This window comes from Aeromonas bivalvium, assembly GCF_046078285.1.
In the GTDB taxonomy this organism is placed as follows: domain Bacteria; phylum Pseudomonadota; class Gammaproteobacteria; order Enterobacterales; family Aeromonadaceae; genus Aeromonas; species Aeromonas bivalvium.
Genome location: NZ_JBGXBV010000001.1, coordinates 1,054,488 through 1,078,329 on the forward strand (window position 1 = coordinate 1,054,488; position 23,842 = coordinate 1,078,329).

19 protein-coding genes are annotated in these 23,842 nt (G+C 64.8%); 7 read left to right on the forward strand and 12 right to left on the reverse strand.

All coding sequences use genetic code 11. The features are described from left to right. Window positions 1-45: 45 nt before the first annotated feature. From ACEUCR_RS04835 to ACEUCR_RS04845, 3 genes are all read right to left on the reverse strand, one after another. Window positions 46-1,062 carry a lipoate--protein ligase A gene (locus tag ACEUCR_RS04835; RefSeq protein ID WP_408788438.1) on the reverse strand — a complete coding sequence of 339 codons (1,017 nt, stop codon included), beginning with the start codon at window positions 1,060-1,062 and terminating at the stop codon, window positions 46-48. A gap of 174 nt (window positions 1,063-1,236) precedes the next feature. Further along, complete coding sequence (locus tag ACEUCR_RS04840) at window positions 1,237-1,683, reverse strand: YeeE/YedE family protein (protein ID WP_162625774.1); 447 nt, start codon at window positions 1,681-1,683, stop codon at window positions 1,237-1,239. A gap of 13 nt (window positions 1,684-1,696) precedes the next feature. Then, window positions 1,697-2,110 carry a YeeE/YedE family protein gene (locus ACEUCR_RS04845; RefSeq protein ID WP_162625775.1) on the reverse strand — a complete coding sequence of 138 codons (414 nt, stop codon included), beginning with the start codon at window positions 2,108-2,110 and terminating at the stop codon, window positions 1,697-1,699. Window positions 2,111-2,708: 598 nt separating this feature from the next. Between ACEUCR_RS04845 and ACEUCR_RS04850 the strand changes: the two genes are divergently transcribed. Together ACEUCR_RS04850 and ACEUCR_RS04855 are read left to right on the forward strand one after the other, a co-directional pair. Next, window positions 2,709-3,083: a hypothetical protein gene (locus ACEUCR_RS04850; RefSeq protein WP_111874981.1), complete on the forward strand. Its 375-nt coding sequence runs from the start codon at window positions 2,709-2,711 to the stop codon at window positions 3,081-3,083. Between the two features lie 179 nt (window positions 3,084-3,262). Further along, the gene (locus ACEUCR_RS04855; RefSeq protein ID WP_111874982.1) at window positions 3,263-3,991 is read left to right on the forward strand and encodes an MgtC/SapB family protein; all 729 of its coding nucleotides are present in this window, start codon (window positions 3,263-3,265) and stop codon (window positions 3,989-3,991) included. A gap of 77 nt (window positions 3,992-4,068) precedes the next feature. Here ACEUCR_RS04855 and ACEUCR_RS04860 read toward each other — a convergent pair whose 3' ends face one another. From ACEUCR_RS04860 to grpE, 8 genes are all read right to left on the reverse strand, one after another. Then, window positions 4,069-5,079: a substrate-binding domain-containing protein gene (locus ACEUCR_RS04860; protein ID WP_042000079.1), complete on the reverse strand. Its 1,011-nt coding sequence runs from the start codon at window positions 5,077-5,079 to the stop codon at window positions 4,069-4,071. Window positions 5,080-5,106: 27 nt separating this feature from the next. After that, the gene (locus ACEUCR_RS04865; RefSeq protein WP_408788441.1) at window positions 5,107-6,522 is read right to left on the reverse strand and encodes a glycoside hydrolase family 32 protein; all 1,416 of its coding nucleotides are present in this window, start codon (window positions 6,520-6,522) and stop codon (window positions 5,107-5,109) included. Continuing rightward, the gene (locus tag ACEUCR_RS04870) at window positions 6,522-7,886 is read right to left on the reverse strand and encodes a sucrose-specific PTS transporter subunit IIBC (RefSeq protein ID WP_408788444.1); all 1,365 of its coding nucleotides are present in this window, start codon (window positions 7,884-7,886) and stop codon (window positions 6,522-6,524) included. Before ACEUCR_RS04870 ends, ACEUCR_RS04865 begins: the two co-directional genes overlap by 1 nt. A gap of 82 nt (window positions 7,887-7,968) precedes the next feature. Next, window positions 7,969-8,925, reverse strand: coding sequence for an aminoimidazole riboside kinase (locus ACEUCR_RS04875; protein WP_408788447.1), 957 nt, complete (start codon window positions 8,923-8,925; stop codon window positions 7,969-7,971). 112 nt (window positions 8,926-9,037) lie between these two features. Next, a complete protein-coding gene (locus ACEUCR_RS04880) occupies window positions 9,038-10,528 on the reverse strand; it encodes a carbohydrate porin (protein WP_408788450.1) in 1,491 nt (496 codons plus the stop codon). Window positions 10,529-10,792: 264 nt separating this feature from the next. Further along, on the reverse strand, window positions 10,793-11,932 hold the full coding sequence (gene dnaJ / locus ACEUCR_RS04885; RefSeq protein WP_042000064.1) for a molecular chaperone DnaJ: 1,140 nt from the start codon (window positions 11,930-11,932) through the stop codon (window positions 10,793-10,795). Between the two features lie 114 nt (window positions 11,933-12,046). Beyond that, the gene (gene dnaK / locus ACEUCR_RS04890) at window positions 12,047-13,972 is read right to left on the reverse strand and encodes a molecular chaperone DnaK (RefSeq protein ID WP_042000062.1); all 1,926 of its coding nucleotides are present in this window, start codon (window positions 13,970-13,972) and stop codon (window positions 12,047-12,049) included. A 268-nt stretch (window positions 13,973-14,240) separates the two neighbouring features. Continuing rightward, window positions 14,241-14,816 carry a nucleotide exchange factor GrpE gene (grpE, locus tag ACEUCR_RS04895; protein ID WP_408758682.1) on the reverse strand — a complete coding sequence of 192 codons (576 nt, stop codon included), beginning with the start codon at window positions 14,814-14,816 and terminating at the stop codon, window positions 14,241-14,243. A 264-nt stretch (window positions 14,817-15,080) separates the two neighbouring features. Between grpE and nadK the strand changes: the two genes are divergently transcribed. Further along, window positions 15,081-15,965 (forward strand): NAD(+) kinase, encoded by an 885-nt coding sequence (nadK, locus tag ACEUCR_RS04900; RefSeq protein WP_042000056.1) that lies wholly within the window; start codon window positions 15,081-15,083, stop codon window positions 15,963-15,965. Between the two features lie 63 nt (window positions 15,966-16,028). On the opposite strand, the gene ACEUCR_RS04905 is transcribed toward nadK, so the two are convergent. Next, entirely contained in the window at window positions 16,029-17,174 is a 1,146-nt protein-coding gene (locus tag ACEUCR_RS04905) for a GGDEF domain-containing protein (RefSeq protein ID WP_408788453.1), read from the reverse strand. Window positions 17,175-17,453: 279 nt separating this feature from the next. On the opposite strand from ACEUCR_RS04905, the gene recN reads away from it, so the two are divergent. The 4 genes from recN (at window position 17,454) to ACEUCR_RS04925 (ending at window position 23,838) form a co-directional block, all read left to right on the forward strand. After that, the gene (recN, locus tag ACEUCR_RS04910; protein ID WP_042000049.1) at window positions 17,454-19,118 is read left to right on the forward strand and encodes a DNA repair protein RecN; all 1,665 of its coding nucleotides are present in this window, start codon (window positions 17,454-17,456) and stop codon (window positions 19,116-19,118) included. Window positions 19,119-19,687: 569 nt separating this feature from the next. Beyond that, window positions 19,688-20,584, forward strand: a complete 897-nt coding sequence (locus ACEUCR_RS04915; RefSeq protein WP_408788455.1) for a DHH family phosphoesterase — start codon at window positions 19,688-19,690, stop codon at window positions 20,582-20,584. Window positions 20,585-20,728: 144 nt separating this feature from the next. Beyond that, the gene (locus tag ACEUCR_RS04920) at window positions 20,729-21,892 is read left to right on the forward strand and encodes an efflux RND transporter periplasmic adaptor subunit (protein WP_408789045.1); all 1,164 of its coding nucleotides are present in this window, start codon (window positions 20,729-20,731) and stop codon (window positions 21,890-21,892) included. Between the two features lie 11 nt (window positions 21,893-21,903). Then, window positions 21,904-23,838, forward strand: coding sequence for a MacB family efflux pump subunit (locus ACEUCR_RS04925; RefSeq protein WP_408789048.1), 1,935 nt, complete (start codon window positions 21,904-21,906; stop codon window positions 23,836-23,838). The last annotated feature ends 4 nt before the right edge of the window (window positions 23,839-23,842 follow it).

Consider the following 23,842-nt stretch of genomic DNA (forward strand, 5'->3'; position numbering starts at 1 on the left):
CGCCGTCGGGCACCATGCGCAAGCATGGCCGCCCCCATCATCCCATCAGCGCAGCGCCCCCTGCAACCAACAGGAGAGCTCATCGAGCTCGGCGTGCCGGGCCGGGAAGTCGCCCTTCAACTGCCCCAGCAGCGCGGCGATGGCGTCACTGCGATAGGCCACGCCCACCAGCCTCTGGGCCAGGGTATCCAGGGGCGCCGGATCCAGGCTGTCGCTGAAGATCTGCGCCCGCCCTATCACGCCCTTCTCCACATCGAAGTGCAGCTCCACCCCGCCCCAGCCGAAACGCTCGTCCAGCTGATGGCTGAACGCAGGGGCATGGCCGAAGTTCCACTCCCAGCTGCGCTGGCGGGCGAAGGTCTCGGCAAAGCCCGGCAGGGCGGGCAATTGGGCCGGCGAGATATGCTCGGGGGAGACGCGCGCGCCGTAGTGGGCAAAGAAGGCCTCCACGAGGGCGTCATTCACCTGCTGATGATCTATCCCCGGCAGGAGATCGCACAGGTTCGCGACCCGGCTGCGTACCGAGCTGATCCCCTTGGCCGCCAGCTTCTTGGGATCGGGGTTGAGGTAGTGAGCGAGGCGACCGAGGTCGGCGTCCAGCAGCAGGGTGCCATGATGAAAACCGCGATCCTGGGTCTCCCGATAGGCCGAGCCCGACACCTTGCGATCCCCGTCCGCCGTGGCCACCAGCAGATCGTTGCGCCCCGAGGCAAAGGCACTCACCCCGAGCCGCACCAGGGCATTGAGCACGATGGAGGTGGAGACGCTCTTGTCATAGCCGGGCTTGCCCGCCATGAAGGTGAAGCAGCTGTTGCCAAGGTCGTGAAACACGGCGCCGCCTCCGCTGCTGCGCCGGGCGAGCGTCACCCCGTCCTCTTCCATGCGGCGGGTGTTGCACTCCTTCCAGGGATTCTGGGCCCGACCTATCACCACCGTATTGGCGTTTCGCCACAGGAACAGCACCCGCTGGGTCGGGTCCATCTGGCGGAAGATGCACTCCTCCACCGCCAGGTTGAACAGGGGATCGTGGGAGTCGGAGACGAGCAGGCGCAAGGGAGACATGGCAGGACCTCATGGTGGACGCAAGAGAGCACAATACCATTCCTGGGACCGAGTCTCATGGGGGGACTCAAAAAAGAGCAACCATGAGCAGGAGGCAGAGGCACAAGGGCGGGGATCATGGCGGGAGGCGGGGCCCACCCTGACGGTCAGCCCCGGGCCACGCCCCTCCTGGGCTCAGGCGGCATGAGGGGAGCGAATCTTGTCCCGCCACCGGACCCAGACCCTGTCCACCAGCAGGATCCCGGCCACCATGGCCGCGATGAAGAGCAATATCATGGGCTGACCGCTGGATATCAGGCTCAAGGCCGGCCCCGGGCAGATGCCCACCAGTCCCCAGCCGATGCCGAACAGGGCGGCGCCCCCCAGCAGGGGTCTATCCAGCACGGAGGGCGGCACGGCGACGATGGGCTCACCCAGCAGGCTCCGACTGCGGGGCTTCACCAACAAAAAATAACCCGGCATGAAGACCACCAGGGCGCCCCCCATCACGAAGGCGAGGCTGGGATCCCAGGCGCCGGCCAGATCGAGAAAACCGGTGACCCGGGCGGGGTCTATCATGCCGGAGATGGCCATCCCCAGCCCGAACAGCAGACCCGCGAGCAAACTTGTCAGCAATCTCATGGCAATCACCCCGTCAGAGAATGTGGTGAGTGAAAAAGACGGTGATGAAACCCACCGCCATAAAGGTCAGGGTGGCGGCGATGGATCGCACCGAGAGCCGCCCCATGCCGCAGATGCCGTGACCGCTGGTGCAGCCATTGCCAAGGCGGGTGCCTATGCCCACCAGCAAGCCGGCCAGCAGCACCACAGGCCAACCGGGCAAGGTGGTCAATGCGGGCATGCTGGCCCAACCCAGGGTCAGCGCCAGCCAGGCGCCCGTCCCCAGCCCCAGCAGAAACAGCAGCCGCCAGGGTGCTTTCTGTTGCAGGGCGCCGGCCAGAATGCCGCTGATCCCGGCCACCCGGCCGTTGAACAGCATCAGGATCAGGGCCGACAGCCCCACCAGCATGCCGCCCCCGAGGGAGAGCAGCCATTGGCTTTCCATCATCGAATTTCCTCATCTGAGTGACAAAAATGGGTTTGCAGCCCCAGGGCCCAGCGGTTTGTCCCGTCGACCCGATACAGGGATAAATTAGCAACTCCTGATATTAACGTCATTGTATGAAATGACATTAAATTAGCAACATCTAAATAAAGATGGGGAAGCGCAGTGGCCGCGACGCGAGGCGGGAGCCGTTCACCGGCGTCTGTCCCGCCGCCATGCTCGGGCGGATGGGCCCGGCATCACCCAGGCCTGCTCATCAAACGGGGGCCATTGGCAGCATATTGGAAAAATCTCATATTGTTTCAATATTTTGCTGTCAGGGCGCCAAGGTTTACCCCGATCGCCGCATCGGCTACCATGTCGCCTCTTTATCACTAGCGGAGACCATAGGTGGGCAACTCATCAAGTGACAGACGCACGCCGACCCTCGTCGTCGGCACCCAGGTCGCGAGCTAGCCGCAGCTATTTTTCTGCCGCGACTCGCCACCCGGCGAGAAGTGGATCCCTCTTCTTCCCCGCTTTTCACACTTGACGTCAGGTGACGCGGACTCATCCCCGGCACCTTGCCTGCATAGTTTCTGCTTCCCACAAGGAGGCTGCTATGCGCTTGATTTCAAACAACCCTGTCGCTGACAAATCCCCTTCCCTGCTGAGCAGACTGGGACGGAGCCTGCGACCGCTCTGGCAAGGCGGCAGACGACGTCAGCACCTCTATCGGCTGCACATCCGCTGCGAGGACAGAGCCGACATGGAGCAGGTGCTGGCGGCGGTGAGCCACACCCTGCAACCGGCCGGACTCAGCCCCATGCAGGCCATGAAGCCCGGGCGCGGTGAAAGGCGTGTGCTGGTACTGAGCCTCTACTGCACGCCGCCCCAGCGCCGCTATCTGGTGCAGTTCATCCACCTGGTAGCGGTTGTGCGCCCGGTACGCTGGGAGCTGCGCCCCCGCGCCGGGGACGACGCCACCAGCCATTGACCCTCGAACGAGGCGAGGTCCTTCCCGGGCCACCGTGAAGGGCCTGCTCCCTGTTTGCACCGTCCCGCCCCGTCAGGAGGCGGGTCGCGCCCCTGCATTCACCAGGATGCCGACCTTGTCCCGTCTCTCACGCAAGCCGGGGGGCGAGGGCCGGCCGGCATCCCCAGAAGGAGTCACCCATGAGAATGTGGCAACAACTCGATTTTCTCGCCCTGGCGGACACCCTGGCCAGCCTGCTGCTCGCCTTCGTGCTGGGCAGTCTGGTCGGGCTGGAGCGCCAGTACCGCCAGCGCACCGCCGGCCTTCGCACCAACGTGCTGGTCGCCGTGGGGGCGGCACTCTTCGTCAACCTGGCCCAGCGCATCTATGACCTGCACGGCGGCAGTTACGGCGTGGTCCACGTGGTGGCCTACATCGTCTCCGGCATCGGTTTTCTCGGCGCCGGCGTCATCATGCGGGAATCCGGCAACATCCGCGGCATCAACACAGCCGCCACCCTGTGGGGTGTGGCCGCGGTCGGGGCCGCCTGCGGCGCCGGGTTCGCCCTGGAAGCCATCCTCGGCGCCCTCTTCGTGCTGGCCGCCAACACCCTGCTGCGCCCCCTGGTCAACCAGATAAACCGTGATCCGGTGGACAATATGGACACCGAAGTGACCTATCACGTGACCGCCCTCATCGGCCGCGCTCACCAGAAGGAGGTGCTGCCCTGGCTCGAGCAGATGCTGGAGCAGGCCCACTACCCCCTGAGCGAGCTCGACATCACCCCCTTCGGCGATCAGGATCTCGAGATCTCGGCGGCGCTGCTCGCCAGCGCCATCGATGGCACCAAGCTCGATGCCCTGATGAACACGCTCGGAGAGCATCCCCACATCAAGCAGATCTTCTGGCGAGCCAGCATTACCGATTGACGCCCTCGCCCCGGGCGCAGCACAAAAAGCCCCGCCGGATCCGGCGGGGCTTTTTCACAGGAAAGGGAACCGCGTGCCTAGCGGCGGCTGCGCCAGCGCACCCTGGGGTTAATCACCTGGGCGGTCTGGGCAGGGGGATTGCCCGCAATGAGCTGCTGCATCAGCTCGAAGGCGGCCCGGGCCAGGGCCGGGCAATCCTGGGCCACGGAATCGATGCGCATGGGGATGCAGTCGAGCAGATCGTGATCGTCGAAGGTACACAGGCGCATGCCGGTCTCCATCAGCCCCGCCTCGTTGAGGTAGCGCAGCACCCCCTCCAGCAGGGTGAAAGAGGCGGTAAACAACCCCTTCGGCGGCGCCCCCAGCTCGGCCACCAGCTCGGCCATCAGCTGATAGCCGGAGCTTGGCTGATAGTCGCGATGGCGTACCTGACTCTCTGGCGCCTCCAGCCCGGCCCGATGCAGCCCGAGCTCGTAACCCGCCAGCCGGTGGCGGCTGGGGGAGAGATCCAGCAGGCCGCCGAAGTAGTAGATCTCCTCGCCGCACTCGCGGGCCATGTCCTGCACCAGCTCGGCGGTGGCCTTGCAGGCGTCCGAGATCACCATGGGCAGGCGCGACTCCCCGATGTGGCGGTCGAGCTGCACCACGGGCAGACGGTCGTGGATGCGGGCATAGATGTCGTCGCTATGGCCACTGGAGGCGACGATGAGGCCATCCACCTGACGACTGATGAGGTTGTCCACCACCCGCTGCTCCAGGGTGGGGTCATCTTCTGAACAGGCGATCAGCAGCTGGATCCCCGCCTCCCGACAGCGGGCCTCCAGGGCACGGGCGATGCTGGCGAAACCGAAGTTGGTGAGGTCGGGGATCACCAGCCCCCAGGTGTAGCTGCGGCTCTCGCGCAGGGAGCGGGCATGGATGCTGGGCTGATAGTGGCACTCGTCCGCCACCGCCTGGATCCGCTTGCGGGTATCGTCGGCGATGCGGTATTCCGCACTCTTGCCGTTGAGTACCAGGCTGGCGGTGGCCTTGGAGACCCCCGCGAGCTCGGCTATCTGGGCAATCGTGATCCGTTTCTTCTTCTCCACCTGACCTCCCGGCACACTGAGACCGGGCTATTGTACTAGGCAGGTCGCCAGCGGCCAGTGATCCAGGCAAATTTTGCTGCCATCAGCGCCCTTACCCGATGAAAGTTGAGGCTTTTCACCGGGGAAGTAGCGGGTCGACAGGCTCTGGCGCCCGCCATCGACGAAGCACTCCAGACTGGAGCGATCGCACAGGACGGTGATCTTGCCTCCAAGCCAGGGGCAGCATCGCTCCTCCCAGGCCCCGCTCTGCCAGTTCTGGCGCCGCAGGACAAGGCGCCCCGGCTGCCACACCAGCTCGGCCACGGCCCCGAACCAGAGGCTCCCCTCCCCGCTCAAGGCCAGATCGAGCCAGGCCGAGTCGATGGCCAGCCCCGGAAACTCACCGAGCCCCCCCTCGAAGCGGGTCTGCTCCCCCTTGAGGGCGACCAGCTCTGCCACCGGCCGCTGGCAGAGCCAGTCGCCTTGCCAGAACAGCTCCCGCGGGCAGCTCATCTGGTGGATCCAGCCATAGGGGATGGTGGGCTGGCTCATCTCGTTCTCCTCCGGCAGCCCCAGCCAGCCAAACAGCAGGCGCCGCCCCTGGCGGTCCTGGGTGGTTTGCGGCGCATAGAACTCGAAGCCCCAGTCCAGCTCGTGGAAAGCCCCGTGCTCGAAGCGCATCCCGTCGAAGTTGCCCGCCAACCAGCCGCACTGATAGAGGTTGCGATAATCGTCCCCCAGCGGAGCAATCCCCTGGGGACAGCTGATGAGCACATGACTATCCCCCAGGGGGAAGAGGTCCGGGCACTCCCACATATAGCCAAAGTCCCCCAGCCCCCCGCGCCCGCTACCGGCGATGGGGCCCACCAGCGTCCAGGCATCCAGGGTGTCACCGCGATAGAGCAGCACTTCTCCCTTGTCATCCAGGGTGCGGGCTCCCAGCACCATCAGCCACTGTCGACCGTCGTGCCACACCTTGGGGTCGCGCACATGGCCGCTGTAGCCTTGGGGCAGATCCAGCACAGGCCCCAGCTTGGCAAAACCGCCCTCACCGTCGGCGCGGGCCAGACACTGGTAGGCGGTGCGGCTGCCGTCCGGGTATTTGACGTTGCCGGTGTAGATAAGGGTCAGACGCCCCTGCTCGTCGCTCACCGCCGAGCCCGAATAGCAGCCGTGGCTCTCATAGGCCTCGGTGGGCAGCAGCGCCACCGGCTCGTGCTGCCAGTGCAGCAGATCGGTGGAGGTGACATGCCCCCAGCCCTTGTTGCGGTGCTCGCAACCGAGCGGGTTCCACTGGTAGAAAAGATGGTAGCGCCCGTCGTGCTCGATAAAGCCGTTGGGATCGTTGAGCAGCCCCACCGGGGCTGCCAGATGCCAGCGGGGCCGATGGGGATCGGCCGCCGCCTTGAGCTGTCCGGCCAGCAGGGACCGGACAACCAGGTTCAGGAGATGGCTTTCCTTCATCACTCCACCTTGTACTTGAGCAGGTAGGAGGCGGCGAAAGCGGCGCCAAAGGCGATCACCAGACCGATGACATAGTGGATGAGGCTCATGGGCTGGACGATGGCCATGCCCGGGATGCCGGTCAGGCCCACCGCCGTCATGCCGACCTTGGCCGCCACCACGTAGGCGCCGCCGCAGGCCCCGCCGAACAGACCGGCCAGGAAGGGCTTGATGTAGCGCAGGTTGACCCCGAAGATTGCCGCCTCGGTGATGCCGAGCAGGCAGGACATGGCCGCCGGCACCGTGATGGCCTTGATCTTCACGTCCCGGGTCTTGAAGTAGACCGCGAGGCAAGCCCCGCCCTGGGCCACGTTGGCCATGGCCCAGATGGGCAGCAGGAAGTTGACGCCGATGGCAGGGTTGGCCAGCAGCCCCGCCTCGATGGCGTGGAAGCTGTGGTGGATGCCGGTGATGACGATAAGGGAATAAGTCCCGCCAAACACCAGACCCGCCAGCCAGCCTGCCTGCTCATAGAGGGCGCTCAGACCGAACGAGATGCCATCCCCCAGCACCCGCCCGGCGGGGCCGATGAAGAGCAGCGCCACGAAGCCGGTGATGATGACGGTCAAAAACGGGGTGAGGATGAGATCCAGGGCATCCGGGATGCGCCTTCTCAGCTGTTTCTCCAGGTGGGACATGAACCAGACCGCCAAGAGCACCGGGAAGACGGTGCCCTGGTAGCCGATCATGGCCACGTCCAGCCCGAAGAAGTCCATGGTCTTGAAGCCACCCGCCACGCCCCAGGCGTTGGTCAGGGCCGGGTGGGTGAGAATGCCGCCCAGGGTCGCTCCGAGGTAGGGGTTGCCGCCAAACTCCCGCGCCGCCGTGAAGCCGATGAGGATCGGCAGTATGATGAAGGCCGCCGAGCTGAACATGTCGAGCATGACGAACAGGGCGCTGTCGGCGTTGACCCAGCCGTAGGTGCGCACCATGCCGAGCAGCCCCATCAGCAGGCCGGACGCGACGATGGCCGGAATGATGGGCACGAAAATGTTGGAGAGGGTCCGCGCCAGGCGCTGGGCCACATTGAGCTTGGCCGTCGCCATGTCGGTCAGCTCCGCCTTGCTGGCGGTGCCTGTCCCGGTCAGGGTGACGAACTCCGCATAGACCTTGTTGACCAGGCCAGTGCCGAAGATCACCTGAATTTGGCCGGCATTGCTGAAGCACCCCTTGACCCCCTCCAGCTTGTCGATGGCGGCCTTGTTCACCTTGCTGTCGTCCGCCAGCACCAGCCGCAGCCGGGTGGCGCAGTGGGCGGCGCTGACGATGTTCTCCCTGCCCCCGAGCAGGGGCACCAGATCCTGGGCTATCGCACTGATATTCATAATCTTCCTCTTATGACCCGCCAGCTGGCGGGCCCTTGTCACATGAGAGTAGGGGCTGTCGAGCCGGGCTTCTAGCCGCAGATCAACGGCCGCTTGCGCCCGATCGCAAAAATTCATCCAGCCGGGTGCGGGTGGGCAGCGCCGTCATGGCCCCCTTGGCGGTGGTGGCGAGCGCCCCGCAGCCGTGGGCCCGGGCCAGGATGGCGGGCAGCTCATTCAGAGCGGGCAGCGAGGTCCGTTCGGCCAAGGCCGCCAGCAGACCGGCGACGAAGGCATCCCCCGCCCCCGTGGTGTCGATGGGCGTCACTTTGGGCCCCACCCACTCCAGTTGCTCGCCCCCCAGACGGGCCACCACACCGGCCGCCCCCCGGGTCACCAGCACCAGTGCCGGCCCTGAAAGGGTGGCAAGCCCCGCGGCCAGATCGTCCAGACCGCTCAGCAGTTGCAGCTCCTCCACCGAGAGCTTGACCACGTCCGCCTGCCCGATGGCCTCGCGCACCACGGGCAGCATCTCGGCGGGATTGCCCCACACCTCGGGCCTCAGGTTGGGGTCGAAGCAGACCCGTCCCCCGACGGCCCGGATGGTCGCCATGGCTTGCAGGCAACTGCCGCGCACCGGCTCGTTGGCAAGCGCAATGGAGCAGGTGAGCAGCCACTGCCCGGCCTGGAAGACCGGCAGATCGGCGGGGCTCAGGAACTGGTCGGCACTGGGGCGCACCATGAAGGTGAAGCTGCGCTCCCCCTCGGCGTCGAGTTCCACCAGCACCGTGCTGGTTCGGTGGGCGGGATCCGTCCGCAGACAAGCGGTATCCACCCCTTCCCTTGCCAGGGTATCGGCCATAAAGCGGCCAAAGGGATCCGCGCCGACCCGGCCGATAAAGGCCGACTCACCGCCAAGCCGGGCAACGCCTACCGCCACATTGGCCGGTGCTCCCCCCGGACACCTGAGGTAGTGCCGCTCCCCTTCCGGGATGAGATCCACCACCGCATCCCCCATTACCCACACACGATTCCCCACCTTGCTACTCCACTGCTGCACAGGATTTGCCGGAGCCAGGCTCCGAGTTCTTGGTCCGCATTATCAGCTAAACCGTTTTAGCTAACCAAGAGATCCCGAGATCGGCTGCCATTTTTGTGATCGGGATAACGAACTAGAACCAGGTTTCCATCTGCACGCCAAAGTTCCACTCGCCACCGGCGGTGAAGTCGCTCTGGCCCATGGCATCGGTACTGGCGTAGTTGTCGAGATCGGAGGACCAGTCCATCCAGGTGGCGAATACCCGCAACTCCGGCCGCTCGAAGAAGCCGACGGTCTGCGCCTTGAAGGTGGGGGCGAAGGTGAGCTTGGCAAAGTCGCCACTCGCCGCCTGACGGCCTTTGTAGCCCTTGGGATCGAGATCCATGTACTGCCAGGTGGCCTCGTAGATCAGCTCGACGTTCTGGCTCAGCACCTGGGCCACCCGGGTGTTGAGGGTCAGCCACTGATACTCGTCCCCCTTCACGTAGCGATCCTGGCTGTGCTCGGCCAGCAGGGCCGGGGCGATACGCCAGCGCGGAGTGATATCGGTGGCGCCAAACACGGCGATGCGTACCGCGTCCGCATCCGGCAGCAGCTCGCTGTCGGATCCCAGTCCCTTGAGCTCGGCCCCCAGGCCATGGCCGTACAGCACGGCCGCCTTGGAGAAGCCGGGGTTGATGCCAAAGAAGCTGTCCGCGTGGTAGGCCAGCAGGGTGTGCACCCCCTTGTTTGCCGCTTCGCTGCCCGCGCCGCCGTCGTTGATGCGCGCCTCGTTGTCCTTGGCAGACAGACCGTTCAGCATCCACTGCCAGTTGCCGACGCGGTTGTTCATGGTGAGGATGTAGCTCTCGATGTCGGACAGACCGCTGGCGCTGATGTCGCCGTAGTCGCGCCCGTAGAGGGAGAAGTTCGCCTTCCAGCTGTCGGCCAGCTGCACGTCGTAGACGCCGCCGCCGGTGCCGGCCAGGAAGACCACGTCCGAGTCGAGCCAGTGGATGTCGAAGTTGTCCCTATCGAAGCGCTTGCCCGCCCAGAGCACCGAGTGCTGGAAGGGGCCGCCAAAGCTCGCCAGATCGCCGATTTCGGCAAACACCTGGCGGGTGTTGAGGCTGGAATCGCTGGCGGTCCAGTCGTTGCTGGTCTCCACCCCGTCCGCCAGCATCAGCTTGTAGCGGGCCCAGCTGCCATCGTCGAAGGTCTGGGTCTTCAGCAGGTTGGCCTCCATGTAGGTGTCGTCTTCGTTGCCAAGGCGCCCCACGGCGCCGCCCACAGAGCCGGCCGGGGTGATGTAGGGGCCACCGCGCCCGCCGTTGCCATTGCCGTTGACCAGAAGGCCGGAGCGGGCATAGCCGTGGAACTCGAAGCCCTGGGCGCCGGCGGTCTGCTTGTCCACCTTCTCGCTCCGGGCCTTGGCCACCACGGCGGTCTCCCGGGCCTCGCTCGCCTTGCTCTGGGCCTCATCGGCCCGCGCTTCGGCGGCGGCGGCGCGCGCCTCTGCCGCCTGCACCCGCGCCTCCAGCGCCGCCAGACGGGCCTCTATACCGCCCTCGGCCGCCCACAGTGGGCTGCTCATCCCCAATCCCAGCGCCACGGCCAGCGCCAACTTGCTCTTGAACATCGTCATCTTCCTCACCTGTCATCTGCCGCCCGTCCGGGCGCTGTTGTTATGGACGAGCAGAGCATAGCTAAACCGCTTTAGCTAACTCAATATGCCAGCTAAACCGTTTCAGCTACTCTGTGAGCGAGGTAGCATTTGCGCAGCAAGCCTTGCTGGAAGTTGTGAAGCGGATCCCTCATCGGGATCCACTCAATAGGGCGAGTCCGGGCCGAACGACAGGCAAAAAAAGAGCCGGCACAAGGCCGGCTCTGTCTATCTGGGTCGCAAAAATCAGCTGGTCAGATCGTCGAAGAAGCGTTTCACCCCTTCGAAGAAGCCTTCGGATTTCGGCTTGTGGGTCTTGGCGGCGGCGCCGCTGAAGGAGTCGTCCAGCTGGCGCAGCAGATCCTTCTGGGTCTCGGTCAGCTTGACCGGTGTCTCGATCACCACCTTGCACATCAGATCCCCCACCTGGCCGGAGCGCACGGACTTGACGCCCTTGCCGCGCATGCGGAACATCTTGCCGGTCTGGGTCTCGGGGGTCACCTTGAGCTTGACCCGGCCATCCAGGGTCGGCACTTCGATTTCGCCACCCAGGGCCGCCGCGGTGAAGCTGATGGGCACCTCGCAGTAGAGGTTGTTGCCGTCACGCACGAAGATCTCGTGCTCCTTGACGTGCACCTGTACGTAGAGATCCCCGGCCGGCGCGCCGGCCTCCCCCGCTTCCCCTTCGCCGGAGAGACGGATGCGATCCCCGGTGTCGACGCCCGCCGGAATTTTCACCGACAGCGTCTTGGTCTTCTGGTAGCGGCCCTCGCCATGACACTTGCGGCACGGATCCTTGATGATCTTGCCGCGACCGTGACAGTGGGGACAGGCTTGCTGCACCGCGAAGAAGCCCTGACGCATCTGCACCTGACCGGCGCCATGGCAGGTCGGGCAGGTCTGGGCAGAGCTGCCGGTGTGGGCACCGGAGCCGTTGCAGACCTCGCAGTGGACCAGGGTCGGCACCTTGATCTCCTTGGAGACACCGCGCACAGCCTCTTCCAGGGTCAGCTCCATGGTGTAGCGCAGGTCGGAGCCCCGGGCCGGGCCGCGACGACCGCCGCCACGGCTGCCACCGAAGATGTCACCGAACACGTCACCGAAGATGTCACCGAAATCGGCACCACCGCCGAAGCCGCCGTGACCGCCGCCCTGGCTCTGATCCACCCCGGCATGACCGTACTGATCGTAACGGGCGCGCAGGTTCTCGTCGGTCAGGACCTCGTAGGCCTCCTTGACCTCTTTGAACTTCTCTTCGGAGGCGGCATCACCCTGGTTGCGGTCCGGGTGATACTTCATGGCCAGACGCTTGTACGCCTTCTTGATCTCGCGCTCGTCGGCACCCTTGGCCACCCCGAGCACTTCATAGAAATCGCGCTTCGACATACTCATCCTATTGGGTTTTCAGCAGTTATGCAGACGGGCGTTGGTTACCCAACGCCCGTGAATTCATAGACTCAAGCCGATGGGCGAAGGGAACTTCGCCCATCTGGGTAAGGCTTACTTCTTGTCGTCTTTCACTTCTTCGAACTCGGCATCGACCACGTCGTCGTCCGCCTTGGCAGAAGAGGAGGACTGACCGGCATCGGCACCGGCGCCTTGCGCCTGAGCCTGCTGCTGGGCAATTTCCATCAGCTTCTGGGAGGCTTCCATCAGCGCCTGTTGCTTGGCTTCGATGGCGGCCTTGTCGTCGCCCTTGATGGCGGCTTCCAGCTCGGACAGTGCAGTCTCGATCTTGGTCTTGTCGTCGGCAGGCAGGGCGTCACCGGCTTCGGTGACCTGCTTGCGTACCGAGTGGACCAGACCGTCAGCCTGGTTGCGGGTCTGCACCAGCTCTTCGAACTTCTTGTCCTCGGCCGCGTTGGCTTCCGCCTCGCGTACCATGCGTTCGATCTCCTCATCAGACAGACCGGAAGAGGCCTGGATGGTGATCTTCTGCTCCTTGTTGGTCTCCTTGTCTTTGGCGGAGACGTGCAGGATGCCGTTGGCGTCGATGTCGAAGGTCACTTCGATCTGCGGCAGACCGCGCGGCGCCGGACGGATGCCTTCCAGGTTGAACTGGCCCAGGGACTTGTTGTCGCTGGCGCGCTTGCGCTCACCCTGCAGCACGTGAATGGTCACGGCAGACTGGTTGTCTTCGGCAGTGGAGAACACCTGGGACTTCTTGGTCGGGATGGTGGTGTTCTTCTCGATGAGCGCAGTCATCACGCTGCCCATGGTCTCGATACCCAGAGAGAGCGGGGTCACGTCCAGCAGCAGTACGTCTGTCTTGTCACCGGACAGGACGGCACCCTGGATGGCGGCACCCATGGCCACGGCTTCGTCCGGGTTGACGTCTTTGCGCGGCTCTTTGCCGAAGAACTCGGCAACAGTCTTCTGCACCAGCGGCATACGGGTCTGACCGCCCACCAGAATCACGTCGTCGATCTCGCCAACCGCCAGACCGGAGTCTTTCAGAGCGACACGGACCGGCTCCAGGGAGTCTTTCACCATGTCTTCCACCAGGGATTCCAGCTTGGCGCGGGTCACCTTGATGTTCATGTGCTTGGGACCGGTGGCATCTGCGGTGATGTACGGCAGGTTCACGTCGGTCTGCTGGGCAGAAGAGAGCTCGATCTTGGCCTTCTCGGCGGCATCTTTCAGACGCTGCAGGGCCAGCTGGTCGTTGCGCAGGTCAATGCCCTGCTCACGCTTGAACTCTTCAACCAGGTAGTTGATGACGCGGTTGTCGAAGTCTTCACCACCCAAGTGGGTGTTACCGTTGGTCGCCAGCACTTCGAAGGTGGTTTCCCCTTCCACTTCGTCGATCTCGATGATGGAGATATCGAAGGTACCGCCACCCAGGTCATAGACGGCAACCTTGCGCTCACCCTTGACCTTGTTCACGCCGTAAGCGAAAGCAGCCGCGGTCGGTTCGTTGATGATGCGTTTTACATCCAGACCGGCGATGCGACCGGCATCCTTGGTAGCCTGACGCTGGGCGTCGTTGAAGTAGGCCGGAACAGTGATGACGGCTTCGGTTACCGGCTCGCCCAGGTAATCCTCGGCGGTCTTCTTCATCTTTTTCAGCACTTCGGCAGAGATCTGCGGCGGTGCCATCTTCTTGCCCTTCACTTCAACCCAGGCGTCGCCGTTGTCGGCCTTGGCGATGGCGTACGGCATGATCTTCAGGTCACGCTGCACTTCTTCATCTTCGAAGCGACGGCCGATCAGACGCTTGATGGCGAACAGGGTGTTCTTCGGGTTGGTGATGGCCTGACGCTTGGCAGGCTGACCAACCAGGATCTCGCCATCATCGGCATAGGCAATGATGGACGGAGTAGTACGGTCGCCCTCTGCGTTCTCGATCACGCGAGCAGTGTCGCCATCCAGAATGGCGACGCAGGAGTTGGTAGTACCCAGGTCAATACCGATGATTTTACCCATTTGACGAATCTCCAAATACTTAGATTAAACAGGCGAATCGCTCGCCTTAATGCGTTAACGGCTAGGTGGGGGCTTCGCGAGTCGCTTTCAAGCTCCCGACAGTAAATTTTTACTGCCACCGTGCCTTGTCACCTATATGGGGCCGGGCCAGATGGCTTCAAGGGCACCATGCAAAAAACGCGGGGTTTTGTTGCACGCCGGCCCGAAAAAACGCCACCTCGACCAACAAAAAGCCCGCCGAGCGGCGGGCTCAGCACTGGGATGGGGCTCAGGCCGGTGCCTTGGAGACCATCACCATGGCCGGACGAATGACGCGGCCGTTGAGCTCGTAGCCCTTCTGCATCACGGCGATGACGGTGTTCGGGGCCACCTCGGCGCTCGGCACCATGCTCATGGCCTGATGGGCATTGGGGTCGAACGGCTGGTTGGTGGGGTCCAGGGCCACCAGGCCAAACTTGGCGACACCGCTCTGCATGGATTTGAGGGTCAGCTCCACCCCTTCGATCATGGGCTTGAGGGCTTCGCTCTCCTTGTCGGCCAGTTCGATGGCACGCTCCAGATTGTCCAGCACCGGCAGCAGTTCGCCTGCGAACTTCTCCAGGGCGAACTTGTGGGCCTTCTCCACGTCCTGAGCGGCGCGGCGACGCAGGTTTTCCATCTCGGCGACGGCACGCACGGCACGCTCGCGCTCTTCCTGGCATGCCAGCAGGGCGGCCTCCAGCTGCGCCTCCAGCTCGGCGATACGCACCTGCTCGGCTGTCACTTCACTGTCTACATCGGTCGGCTCGACTGGCTGGACTTCCACTTGCTCCATCGCTTCAACCTTTTGCTCTTCGTGGTTCATGACATCTCCAATGTTCAGGGTTGCTTGTAAGGGGTTGCTGAGGCTCAGGCAGGGGACGACGCCTCAGCAGCCCCTGTGTTGGCGCTATTATGGGGACGCAGCCCCGGCTTTCAAGGGGAAAAGCCCATGTCGTGGGCAATGGTGCCTGCCAACCGGCCATTTTGCCGCGCTTCAGAGCCGATTGCGCCAACTGCCATGGAGACAGACAAATCCCCGGCAAAGCGCGGTATACTCCCCCCAATACTCACCCAGACCCGATAAGCCATGGATTCTCCGTTCAAAACCGTCGCCCTGATTGGCAAACCCCATCACGAAGGGGCCAACCAGACTCTGACCGGCTTGCACCACTACCTGACCACCCGGGGTTTCCGGGTGCTGGTGGAGAGCCGGGTCGCCCATACCCTCGGCATCCTGGATGAAAACGTGATGGATCTGGTGCAGCTGGGCGAGCAGGCGGATCTCGCCATCGTGGTCGGCGGGGATGGCAACATGCTGGGGGCGGCCCGGGTGCTGTCACGGTTCGATGTGGCCGTGATAGGGGTGAACCGGGGCAACCTCGGCTTTCTCACCGATCTCTCGCCCCAGGATTACCTGATGCCCCTGGAGCAGGTGCTCTCCGGCCACTTCAAGAGCGAACACAGATTCTTGCTGGAGGCCGCCGTCTATCGCCATGGCGAGCGCAAGGCGAGCAATCTGGCGGTGAACGAGGCGGTGCTGCACCCGGGCAAGATAGCCCACATGATAGAGTTCGAGGTCTATATCGATGGCAGCTTCATGTACAGCCAGCGGGCGGACGGCATCATAGTGGCCACCCCCACCGGCTCCACCGCCTATTCCCTCTCGGCCGGTGGCGCCATCCTCACCCCCAAGCTCAACGCCATCACCCTGGTGCCCATGTTTCCGCACACCCTGAGCAGCCGTCCCATCGTACTGGACGCCGACAGCGAGGTGCGGCTGCTGGTCTCCCCGGACAACCAGGACGATGCCATGCAGGTGAGCTGCGATGGTCAGGTCACCCTGGCGGTGCACCCGGGGGACGAGATCCTCATCAAGAAGAGCCAGCACAAGCTGCACCTGGTGCACCCGCTCGATTACAGCTACTTCCACGTGCTGCGCAACAAGCTCGGCTGGGGCAGCAAGCTGTTCTAGCCCAGATCCCGGACAAGAGGCCCTTCTGGTCAGCGGCAGGCGCTAACCGGAACAGGGAACAGGCTAAATCTCGCCCCCTTCGACCAGCCGCAGCGGCTCGGAGTCGGGCTGGAAATGGATGCCGTTTCGCCCCGCTGCCTTCACCCGGTACATGGCCTCGTCGGCCCGGGTCAGCAACTGCGCCAGCCCGGATCCCCCCCGGGCGCAGATCCCCCCCACGCTGACCGTCACCCCCTCGCACGGCGGACAGGCACCCTCGCGGGTGCCTGTCTCTATCTGGCGGCGGATCCGGTCGCAAATGGAGTGCGCCATCTCGCCGCTCACCCCCTCCATGATGATGGCGAACTCCTCGCCACCGATGCGCCCCACCAGATCGTCCTTGCGCACCTCTGTCACCAGCACCCTGGCCACGTAGCGGATCACCTCGTCACCGCAGCCGTGACCGAATCTGTCATTGACGCGCTTGAAGTGGTCTATGTCGAGCACCACCACGCAGCGCATCTGCCCCGGCAGCGCCCGCTCCCCCAGCCTGAACAGGCCGCGCCGGTTGAGCACCCCGGTGAGGGGATCCCGCTCCGAAAGCGCCAACAGCGCCTGCTCCGTCTCCACATAGGCCACCAGGGGCAACAGCAATACCGAGCCTATGGTCAGCACCATGTGCATGAAGAAGATGCCGTCCAGCAGCCAGTGCCCCTGCGCCTTGGCCAGCAACAACACCCCCTGGCTCAGCAGGATCGCGAAATGAAGCAGGTAGATGACAGAAACCGTATAGAGCACCCGCTTCTGGTGCTGGCTGAGGGAGACGATGAGACAAGCGCACCAGAGGTAGAGCGCGGATTCCATCAGCGCCAACACCAGCCGCACGTCCACCAGGCTCGACAGCCCCAGATAGGCAAGCAGCAACAGGGCAACCCCTGCCCACAGGGGGCGGGGTCGCCATGGCAGACCATAGAGGGCATAAAAACCGGCCAGCAACAGCAATATGCTCATGAGGGAGACCAGACCACCGACCCGCATGCCCAGGGCCGGGTGCCCGGCCAACACCCCCAGACTGAGCAGCAAGATGGAGAGGGAGAAGAGAAAGGCCGACAGGGACCAGAGCAGGAAATTGCGCCGACCGGGCTTGAGGGTGTGGATGAACAGCATGAGCAGCGCCGACATCAGATTGATTGCCAGGGAGATCAACAGCAGGGTCGGGGTGTGGATCATCTTGACGCATCCTTGGTGAGGGCAGAAGAGCCTGCCCCGGCTCAACCTGAGCCAGGCCTGTCTCGAGTGTGTCTCAGCCACCCCGACTCCACAAGGTCCCCCCTCGACAAGCCCCGCAGGAGGCGAGCGATCCCGAGCCAGGACCCCTTCCTTTGCGCCCCTCTCCCGGCTCATCGCGCTCTTTGTCCGGAAAAATCTCTCTCGGCATACTTTACTGTATATAAGACCAGTATATACTGGATGCATACACAGTAATGTTGACCCATACAGGATGAGACCATGCTGACCCAGCTGACCGTCAACAACTTCGCCATCGTCAAGTTTCTCGAGCTCGATCTGCAACCCGGCATGACCTGCATCACGGGTGAGACCGGGGCGGGCAAGTCCATCGCCATCGACGCCCTCGGCCTGTGCCTCGGCGAGCGGGCCGAGGCCGCCATGGTGCGCCCAGGCAGCGACAAGACTGAGGTGAGCGCCCGCTTCCTGCTCGACGGCAATCCCCTGGCCCGCGCCTGGCTCGCCGGCAATGAACTCGAGAGCGAAGGGGAGTGCATAGTGCGGCGCGTGGTCTCGGCGGAAGGGCGATCCCGCAGCTATGTCAACGGTGTCCCCGTCCCTCTGACCCAGTTGCGCAACCTGGGGCAGCTGCTGGTCAACGTCCACGGCCAGCACGCCCACCAGCTGTTGCTCAAGCCCGACTATCAGCTCGCCCTGCTGGACGGCTACGCCGGCCACCATCTGCTGCTGGCGGACGTGCGCCAGCACTATCAGCAGTGGCGTCAACTGCAAAACGAGCTCAACCGCCTCAAGGCCGAGCAGCAACAGCGGGAGGCCCGCCGCCAGCTCATCGAATATCAGGTGCAGGAGCTTGACGAATTTGCGCTGCAACCGGGCGAGTTCGAGGCCATCGAAGAGGAGCACCAGCGCCTGGCCAACGGCACCGAGCTGATGCAGGAGTGCGGCTTCTGCCTCGACCTGCTCCATGACAACGAAGAGACCACCATCGCCGGCCTGCTCCAGGTGGCGGTGGACAGGGCGGAAGGGCTGGTCGCCATGGATGCCCGCCTCGCCCCCGTGCTGGAGATGCTGAACGAATCCCTGATAGGGGTGCAGGAGAGCCACAGCGAGCTGCGCAGCTACCTGGATCGGCTGGAGCTCGACCCCGAGCGCTTCAACGAGCTGGAGGCCCGTCTATCCAAGGCGATCAACCTGGCCCGCAAGCACCATGTCAAACCCGCCGAACTGGCCCAGTTCCACCAGGATCTGGCCAGCGATCTCGCCCGCCTGCACTCAGATGAGGAGCGCCTCGAGGGGATGGAGAGCGAGCTGGCCCAGGCCCGCACCGCCTTCCTGCAGGCTGCCGAGGCCCTGAGCCAGAGCCGGCAACGCTACGGCGCCGAACTGGCCACCCAGGTCACCGCCAGCATGCAGGAGCTCTCCATGGCCGATGGCCGCTTCGCCATCGAGATCAAGCCGGATGCCAATGCCAGCCTCTCCCCCCTCGGCATCGATCGGGTGGAGTTCATGGTCACCACCAACCCGGGCCAGCCCATGCAGCCGCTGGGCAAGGTCGCCTCCGGCGGCGAGTTGTCTCGCATCAGCCTGGCCATAGTGGTGATCAGCGCCCGCAAGGTCGCCACCCCCACCCTGATCTTCGACGAGGTGGATGTGGGGATCAGCGGCCCCACCGCCGCCGTGGTGGGCCGCCTCTTGCGCCAGCTCGGCGAATCGACCCAGGTGATGGTGGTCACCCACCTGCCCCAGGTGGCGGGCAATGGCCACCAGCACCTGGTGGTGAGCAAACACACGGACGGCAAGACAACCGAGACCCGCATGAGCGCGCTTGACGACAGGGCCCGTCTCAATGAACTCGCCCGCTTGCTCGGCGGCGACCAGATAACCGACAACACCCTGGCCAACGCCCGCGAACTGTTGCAAGCCTGATCCGAAGCCAGGGGCTGGCGGTGAAACAAGCGGCCACCCTGCTGCGCAGCCCCGAGCGGGCGCGACGATAGAGGCAAGCAGCCACAGTGCCGATCTGTCTCCATACGCCGCCGCAACCGGGTGTGAAGCAAAGAGCCGGACCAGCCGCCGCCGGCTGCCCTAGCCGACGGGATGGCAAGTCCGGGCCTTGGCGACGGCAGGCGGCAAGCAGCAAGCAGCAAGCAGCCATCCAAGGAGAACACGCCCTCAGCCGCCACCCATGGTGCGCCAAGCGAGGCAGATAAACCGCCGCCCTGCATGCAGGCCAGTGCCCATACGCTTTCGCAACAGGGCGCGAGGCGGCTAGACCGCCAGAGCCCCTCAGGCCCCGGCTCCTCGGGCTCCAGCCCAATATGCCCTCGACGCCTCTCTCTGGCCCCTGTGTCCCCGGCCAGGCCCGGTATTCCCTGCCCTGGCACACAGACTCTCTGCCCCCTGAACCCCGCAATAATGAGTCCCCATCGCTTGCCTCGGCTGTTATGCTGATGCCCCTGCATCCCGTGCCCGACCCATCTCATCCGGAGGCCTTCATGATCCACGTATTCGGTCATCGCAATCCAGACTGCGACAGCATCTGCTGCGCCCTGGTGCTGGCGGACTGGCTCAATGGCCAGGGTCGCCCCGCCACCCCCTGGCGCCTGGGAGAGCTGCGCACCGAGACCCGCTTCATTCTCGCCCGTGCCGGCGTGGCGCCCCCCGCTCTGCTGGCGCGGGAGGTCAGCGGGCTGGACGTCTGGTTGGTGGATTTCAGCGAGCTAGAGCAGGGGCCAGAGGGACTGGCCAGGGCCAACGTCATCGGCCTGGTGGATCACCACAGACTGGGTTCCCTGCGCACCGAGGCGCCGCTCGATGCCTGGATCCGCGCCGTGGGCAGCTCGGCCACCATAGTGCTGGATCTCATCGGCGAGCCGACCCGCGCCCAGGCCCGCCTGCTGCTCGGCGCCATCCTGAGCGACACCCTCTGCCTCCGCTCCCCCACCACCACGGCCCAGGACGAGACGGCCTGCCAGCGGCTCGCCCCCCTGGCCGGGCTCGACCTGGCCGAATTTGGCCAGCAGTTGCTGGCGGCCAAGACGGATCTCGATGGACTGGACGCCGCCCAGCTGCTGCGCCAGGACGAGAAGGGCTACCAGCTGGCGGGGCGCAACCTGGTGATGAGCCAGATAGAGGTGGCCGGCCTGGGGCAGATAACCCCCCTGCTGGCGGCCCTCGAGGCCGAGATGGCGCGCCGGGTTCGGGAGGAGAACCTGGATGCCTATGTGCTGATGGTGACGGACCTTGGCGCGAAGGAGAGCCGGATCTCGGCCTGCACCCACCCGGATCGCCCGGATCCCCGCCTGCCGTGCCAGCCCGTGACCCTGGCCGGCGTGGTGAGTCGCAAGAAGCAGGGGCTGCCCTGGCTCGGCGCCCAGCTGACCCGGGAGTGACCCGGGCGCCCCGGTCGAAGGGCCGCGAGCGGACCAGGGCGACAAACTTTGTTACACCTTGGCGGCTGTCTTTTGGCCGCCATTTACTGCAGGATATTTCCTTTTGTCTCTTCCTCTTGTGTGGATGTCAGCAAAATCATGAAGATGCCCCTTACTCCCAGGCTGCGCTGGCTGCTCGCCGCCCTGCTGCTGGCCCTGACTGTCTGGCTGCTCTGGCCGGCCAAGGCCCCCTCCCCCCAGCTCAGTGCCCCCGTGACCCGTGAGGACATAGAAGATGCGGTGCTCGCCAGCGGCGTGCTGGAGGCGGTGGAGCAGGTCGATGTAGGCGCCCAGGTCTCGGGCCAGGTGACCCGCCTGCTGGTGGAGAATGGCCAACGGGTCAAGCAGGGAGAACTGCTGGCCGAGATAGATCCCCTCATCGCCCAGAACGACCTCAAGACGGCCCAGGCCGAACTCGCCAGCAGCCAGGCCCAGCTCAAGATCAAGCTGGCCCAGCTCACGCAGTTCGAACTCGCCTGGCGCCGCCAGCAGCAGATGTTCAGCCAGCAGGCAAGCTCGAGGGCCGATCTCGAGAGCGCCGAGGCCCAGCTCGCGGTGACCCGGGCCGAGGTGCAAAATGCCCAGGCCAACATCGACAGCGCTACCATCAAGGTCGAGCGTGCCCGCACCCAGCTCGGCTACACCAAGATCCTGGCCCCCATGGATGGCACCGTCATCGCCATCGTCACCCGTCAGGGTCAGACCCTGGCCGCCACCCAGACGGTGCCCACCCTGCTCAAGCTCGCGAACCTGGACACCATGACGGTCAAGGCCCAGATCTCCGAGGCCGATGTCAGCAAGGTCCATGCCGGCATGCCGGTCTATTTCACCCTGATAGGGGATCCCGACACCCGCTACCAGGCCAGGCTGCGCACCGTGGAGCTGGCCCCCACCAACATCAACGATCAGACCACCAGCACCAGCGGCACCAATGTTGCCGTCTACTACTATGCCCTGTTCGACGTGGCCAACCCCGACCATGCCCTGCGGGTCGCCATGACCACCCAGGTCACCATAGTGCGCGACCGGCGCCAGGGGGTCCTCACCATCCCCAGAACCGCCCTCGGCAAACGGCTGGGGCCGGGGGAATACCAGGTGCAACGGCTCACTGGGGACGTCCCCCAGACCCTCACCATCAAGACCGGGCTCCAGGACGAGATCAAGGTCGAGGTGCTGGCCGGGCTCGAGGAGGGTGACCGGGTGGTGATAGGCCAGGCACCGGCGGGCAATGGCGCCCCGGATGAGGCTGACGAGGACGAGCCGTCATGAACCAGGCCTCTATCGACGCCCCCCTCATCGAACTCGAGGGAGTCAGTCGCCGTTACCTGAGCGGGGAGCAGGAGGTGACTGTGCTGCACCCCCTGAACCTTGCCATCCAGGCCGGGGAGATGGTGGCCATCGTCGGCGCCTCGGGCTCGGGCAAGTCCACCCTGATGAATCTGCTGGGCTGCCTGGACAGGCCGAGCGAGGGTCACTACCGCTTTCGCGGCCAGGAGACGGCAAGCCTGGACGCCCTGGCCCTGGCCAGGCTACGCTGCCACCACTTCGGCTTCATCTTTCAGCGCTATCACCTGCTGCCGCACCTGGATGCCGCCGCCAACGTGGAGATCCCCGCCGTCTATGCCGGCATGGCCAAGGCGGATCGCCATGCCCGCTCCCGGGCCCTGCTCACCCGACTGGGTTTGAGTGATCGCAGCCACCACACCCCGGGTCAGCTCTCCGGTGGCCAGCAACAAAGGGTCAGCATCGCCCGGGCCCTGGCCAATGGCGGCGAAGTGATCCTGGCCGACGAGCCGACCGGCGCCCTCGACAGCCAGAGCGGCAAGGAGGTGATGGCCATCTTGAAGGAGCTCCATGGCCTGGGCCACACTATCATACTGGTGACCCACGACATGGCGGTGGCGGACCATGCCGACCGCATCATCACCCTCAAGGATGGCCGGGTGCAGAGCGACAGCGGCAGCCCCGCCTCTCTACCTCCGCCACCGACCCCTGCCGCCATCCCCAAGGGCAGCCAGGGGCTGGATCGCTACCGCGAGGCCGCGCGCATGGCGCTGCACGCCATGCTGGCCCATCGCATGCGCACCTTCCTCACCATGCTCGGCATCATCATCGGCATCGCCGCCGTGGTGAGCGTGGTGGCGCTGGGCCAGGGGGCCCGCGCCAAGGTGATAGGCGAGATCAATGCCATGGGCACCAACACCATCGACATCTTCCCCGGCAAGGACTGGGGCGACGAGAAGGCCGCCAGCATCCGCACCCTGAACGAGGGAGATCTGCGTGCCCTCCAGGGCCAACCCTATCTGGAGGGGGCCAGCCCCCAGCTCTCCACCTCGGCGCAGCTGCGCTATCGCAACCAGACCAAGAGCGGCACCGTGAACGGGGTGAGCAGCGACTTCTTCCGGGTCAAGGGGATGACCCTGGTCGGCGGTCGCCTGTTCAGCGAGCGGGACAGCCTGGATCGGGCCCCCCTGGCCGTGGTCGACGCCGACAGCATCAAGGGGCTGCTCGGCGACGAGGATCCCATCGGCAAGGTGCTGCTCATCGGCACCCTGCCGGTGCGGATCATCGGCCTCATCAAGGAGGAGACCGGCTTTCGCCAGCCGAGCCAGTCGGTGAGCGTCTGGCTGCCCTACCGCGCCGTGATGAGCCGCCTCATCTCCCAGAGCCACTTCAACCAGATAACCCTGAGGGTGCGCGATGGCGTCCAGCCGGCCCTGGCGGAGCGAGAGGTCATCGCCCTGCTGCGCCAGCGCCACGGCAGCAAGGATTTCTTCACCTTCAGCAGCGACAAGATATTGCAGTCGGTGGAGAAGACCACCGCCACCCTGACCCTGCTGGTCTCCGCCATCGCGGTGATCTCCCTCATCGTCGGCGGCGTCGGGGTCATGAACATCATGCTGGTCTCGGTGGTGGAGCGCACCCGGGAGATAGGGATCCGCATCGCGGTCGGCGCCCGCCAGTCCGACATCTTGCAGCAGTTTCTGATCGAAGCCGTGATGGTCAGCCTGCTGGGGGGCGTACTCGGGGTCGGGCTCGCCCTCCTCATCGGCCTGCTGTTCTCCTCCCTGGTCGATGCGATGCAGATGCAGTTCTCCCTCTTCTCCATCCTGATGGCGTTTGCCTGCTCCACCCTGATCGGCATCCTGTTTGGTTACCTGCCCGCCCGCAACGCCGCCCGCCTCGACCCCGTGGTCGCCCTGGCCAGGGAGTGATGAT

What these genes read in the sequence shown, in the direction of transcription:
- ACEUCR_RS04835 (WP_408788438.1), bottom strand. Translation starts at nt 1,062, where the DNA reads ATGTCTCCCTTGCGCCTGCTCGTCTCCGACTCCCACGATCCCCTGTTC.
- ACEUCR_RS04840 (WP_162625774.1), bottom strand. Translation starts at nt 1,683, where the DNA reads ATGAGATTGCTGACAAGTTTGCTCGCGGGTCTGCTGTTCGGGCTGGGG.
- ACEUCR_RS04845 (WP_162625775.1), bottom strand. Translation starts at nt 2,110, where the DNA reads ATGATGGAAAGCCAATGGCTGCTCTCCCTCGGGGGCGGCATGCTGGTG.
- ACEUCR_RS04850 (WP_111874981.1), top strand. Translation starts at nt 2,709, where the DNA reads ATGCGCTTGATTTCAAACAACCCTGTCGCTGACAAATCCCCTTCCCTG.
- ACEUCR_RS04855 (WP_111874982.1), top strand. Translation starts at nt 3,263, where the DNA reads ATGAGAATGTGGCAACAACTCGATTTTCTCGCCCTGGCGGACACCCTG.
- ACEUCR_RS04865 (WP_408788441.1), bottom strand. Translation starts at nt 6,522, where the DNA reads ATGAAGGAAAGCCATCTCCTGAACCTGGTTGTCCGGTCCCTGCTGGCC.
- ACEUCR_RS04870 (WP_408788444.1), bottom strand. Translation starts at nt 7,886, where the DNA reads ATGAATATCAGTGCGATAGCCCAGGATCTGGTGCCCCTGCTCGGGGGC.
- ACEUCR_RS04880 (WP_408788450.1), bottom strand. Translation starts at nt 10,528, where the DNA reads ATGACGATGTTCAAGAGCAAGTTGGCGCTGGCCGTGGCGCTGGGATTG.
- dnaJ (WP_042000064.1), bottom strand. Translation starts at nt 11,932, where the DNA reads ATGTCGAAGCGCGATTTCTATGAAGTGCTCGGGGTGGCCAAGGGTGCC.
- dnaK (WP_042000062.1), bottom strand. Translation starts at nt 13,972, where the DNA reads ATGGGTAAAATCATCGGTATTGACCTGGGTACTACCAACTCCTGCGTC.
- grpE (WP_408758682.1), bottom strand. Translation starts at nt 14,816, where the DNA reads ATGAACCACGAAGAGCAAAAGGTTGAAGCGATGGAGCAAGTGGAAGTC.
- nadK (WP_042000056.1), top strand. Translation starts at nt 15,081, where the DNA reads ATGGATTCTCCGTTCAAAACCGTCGCCCTGATTGGCAAACCCCATCAC.
- ACEUCR_RS04905 (WP_408788453.1), bottom strand. Translation starts at nt 17,174, where the DNA reads ATGATCCACACCCCGACCCTGCTGTTGATCTCCCTGGCAATCAATCTG.
- recN (WP_042000049.1), top strand. Translation starts at nt 17,454, where the DNA reads ATGCTGACCCAGCTGACCGTCAACAACTTCGCCATCGTCAAGTTTCTC.
- ACEUCR_RS04915 (WP_408788455.1), top strand. Translation starts at nt 19,688, where the DNA reads ATGATCCACGTATTCGGTCATCGCAATCCAGACTGCGACAGCATCTGC.
- ACEUCR_RS04920 (WP_408789045.1), top strand. Translation starts at nt 20,729, where the DNA reads ATGCCCCTTACTCCCAGGCTGCGCTGGCTGCTCGCCGCCCTGCTGCTG.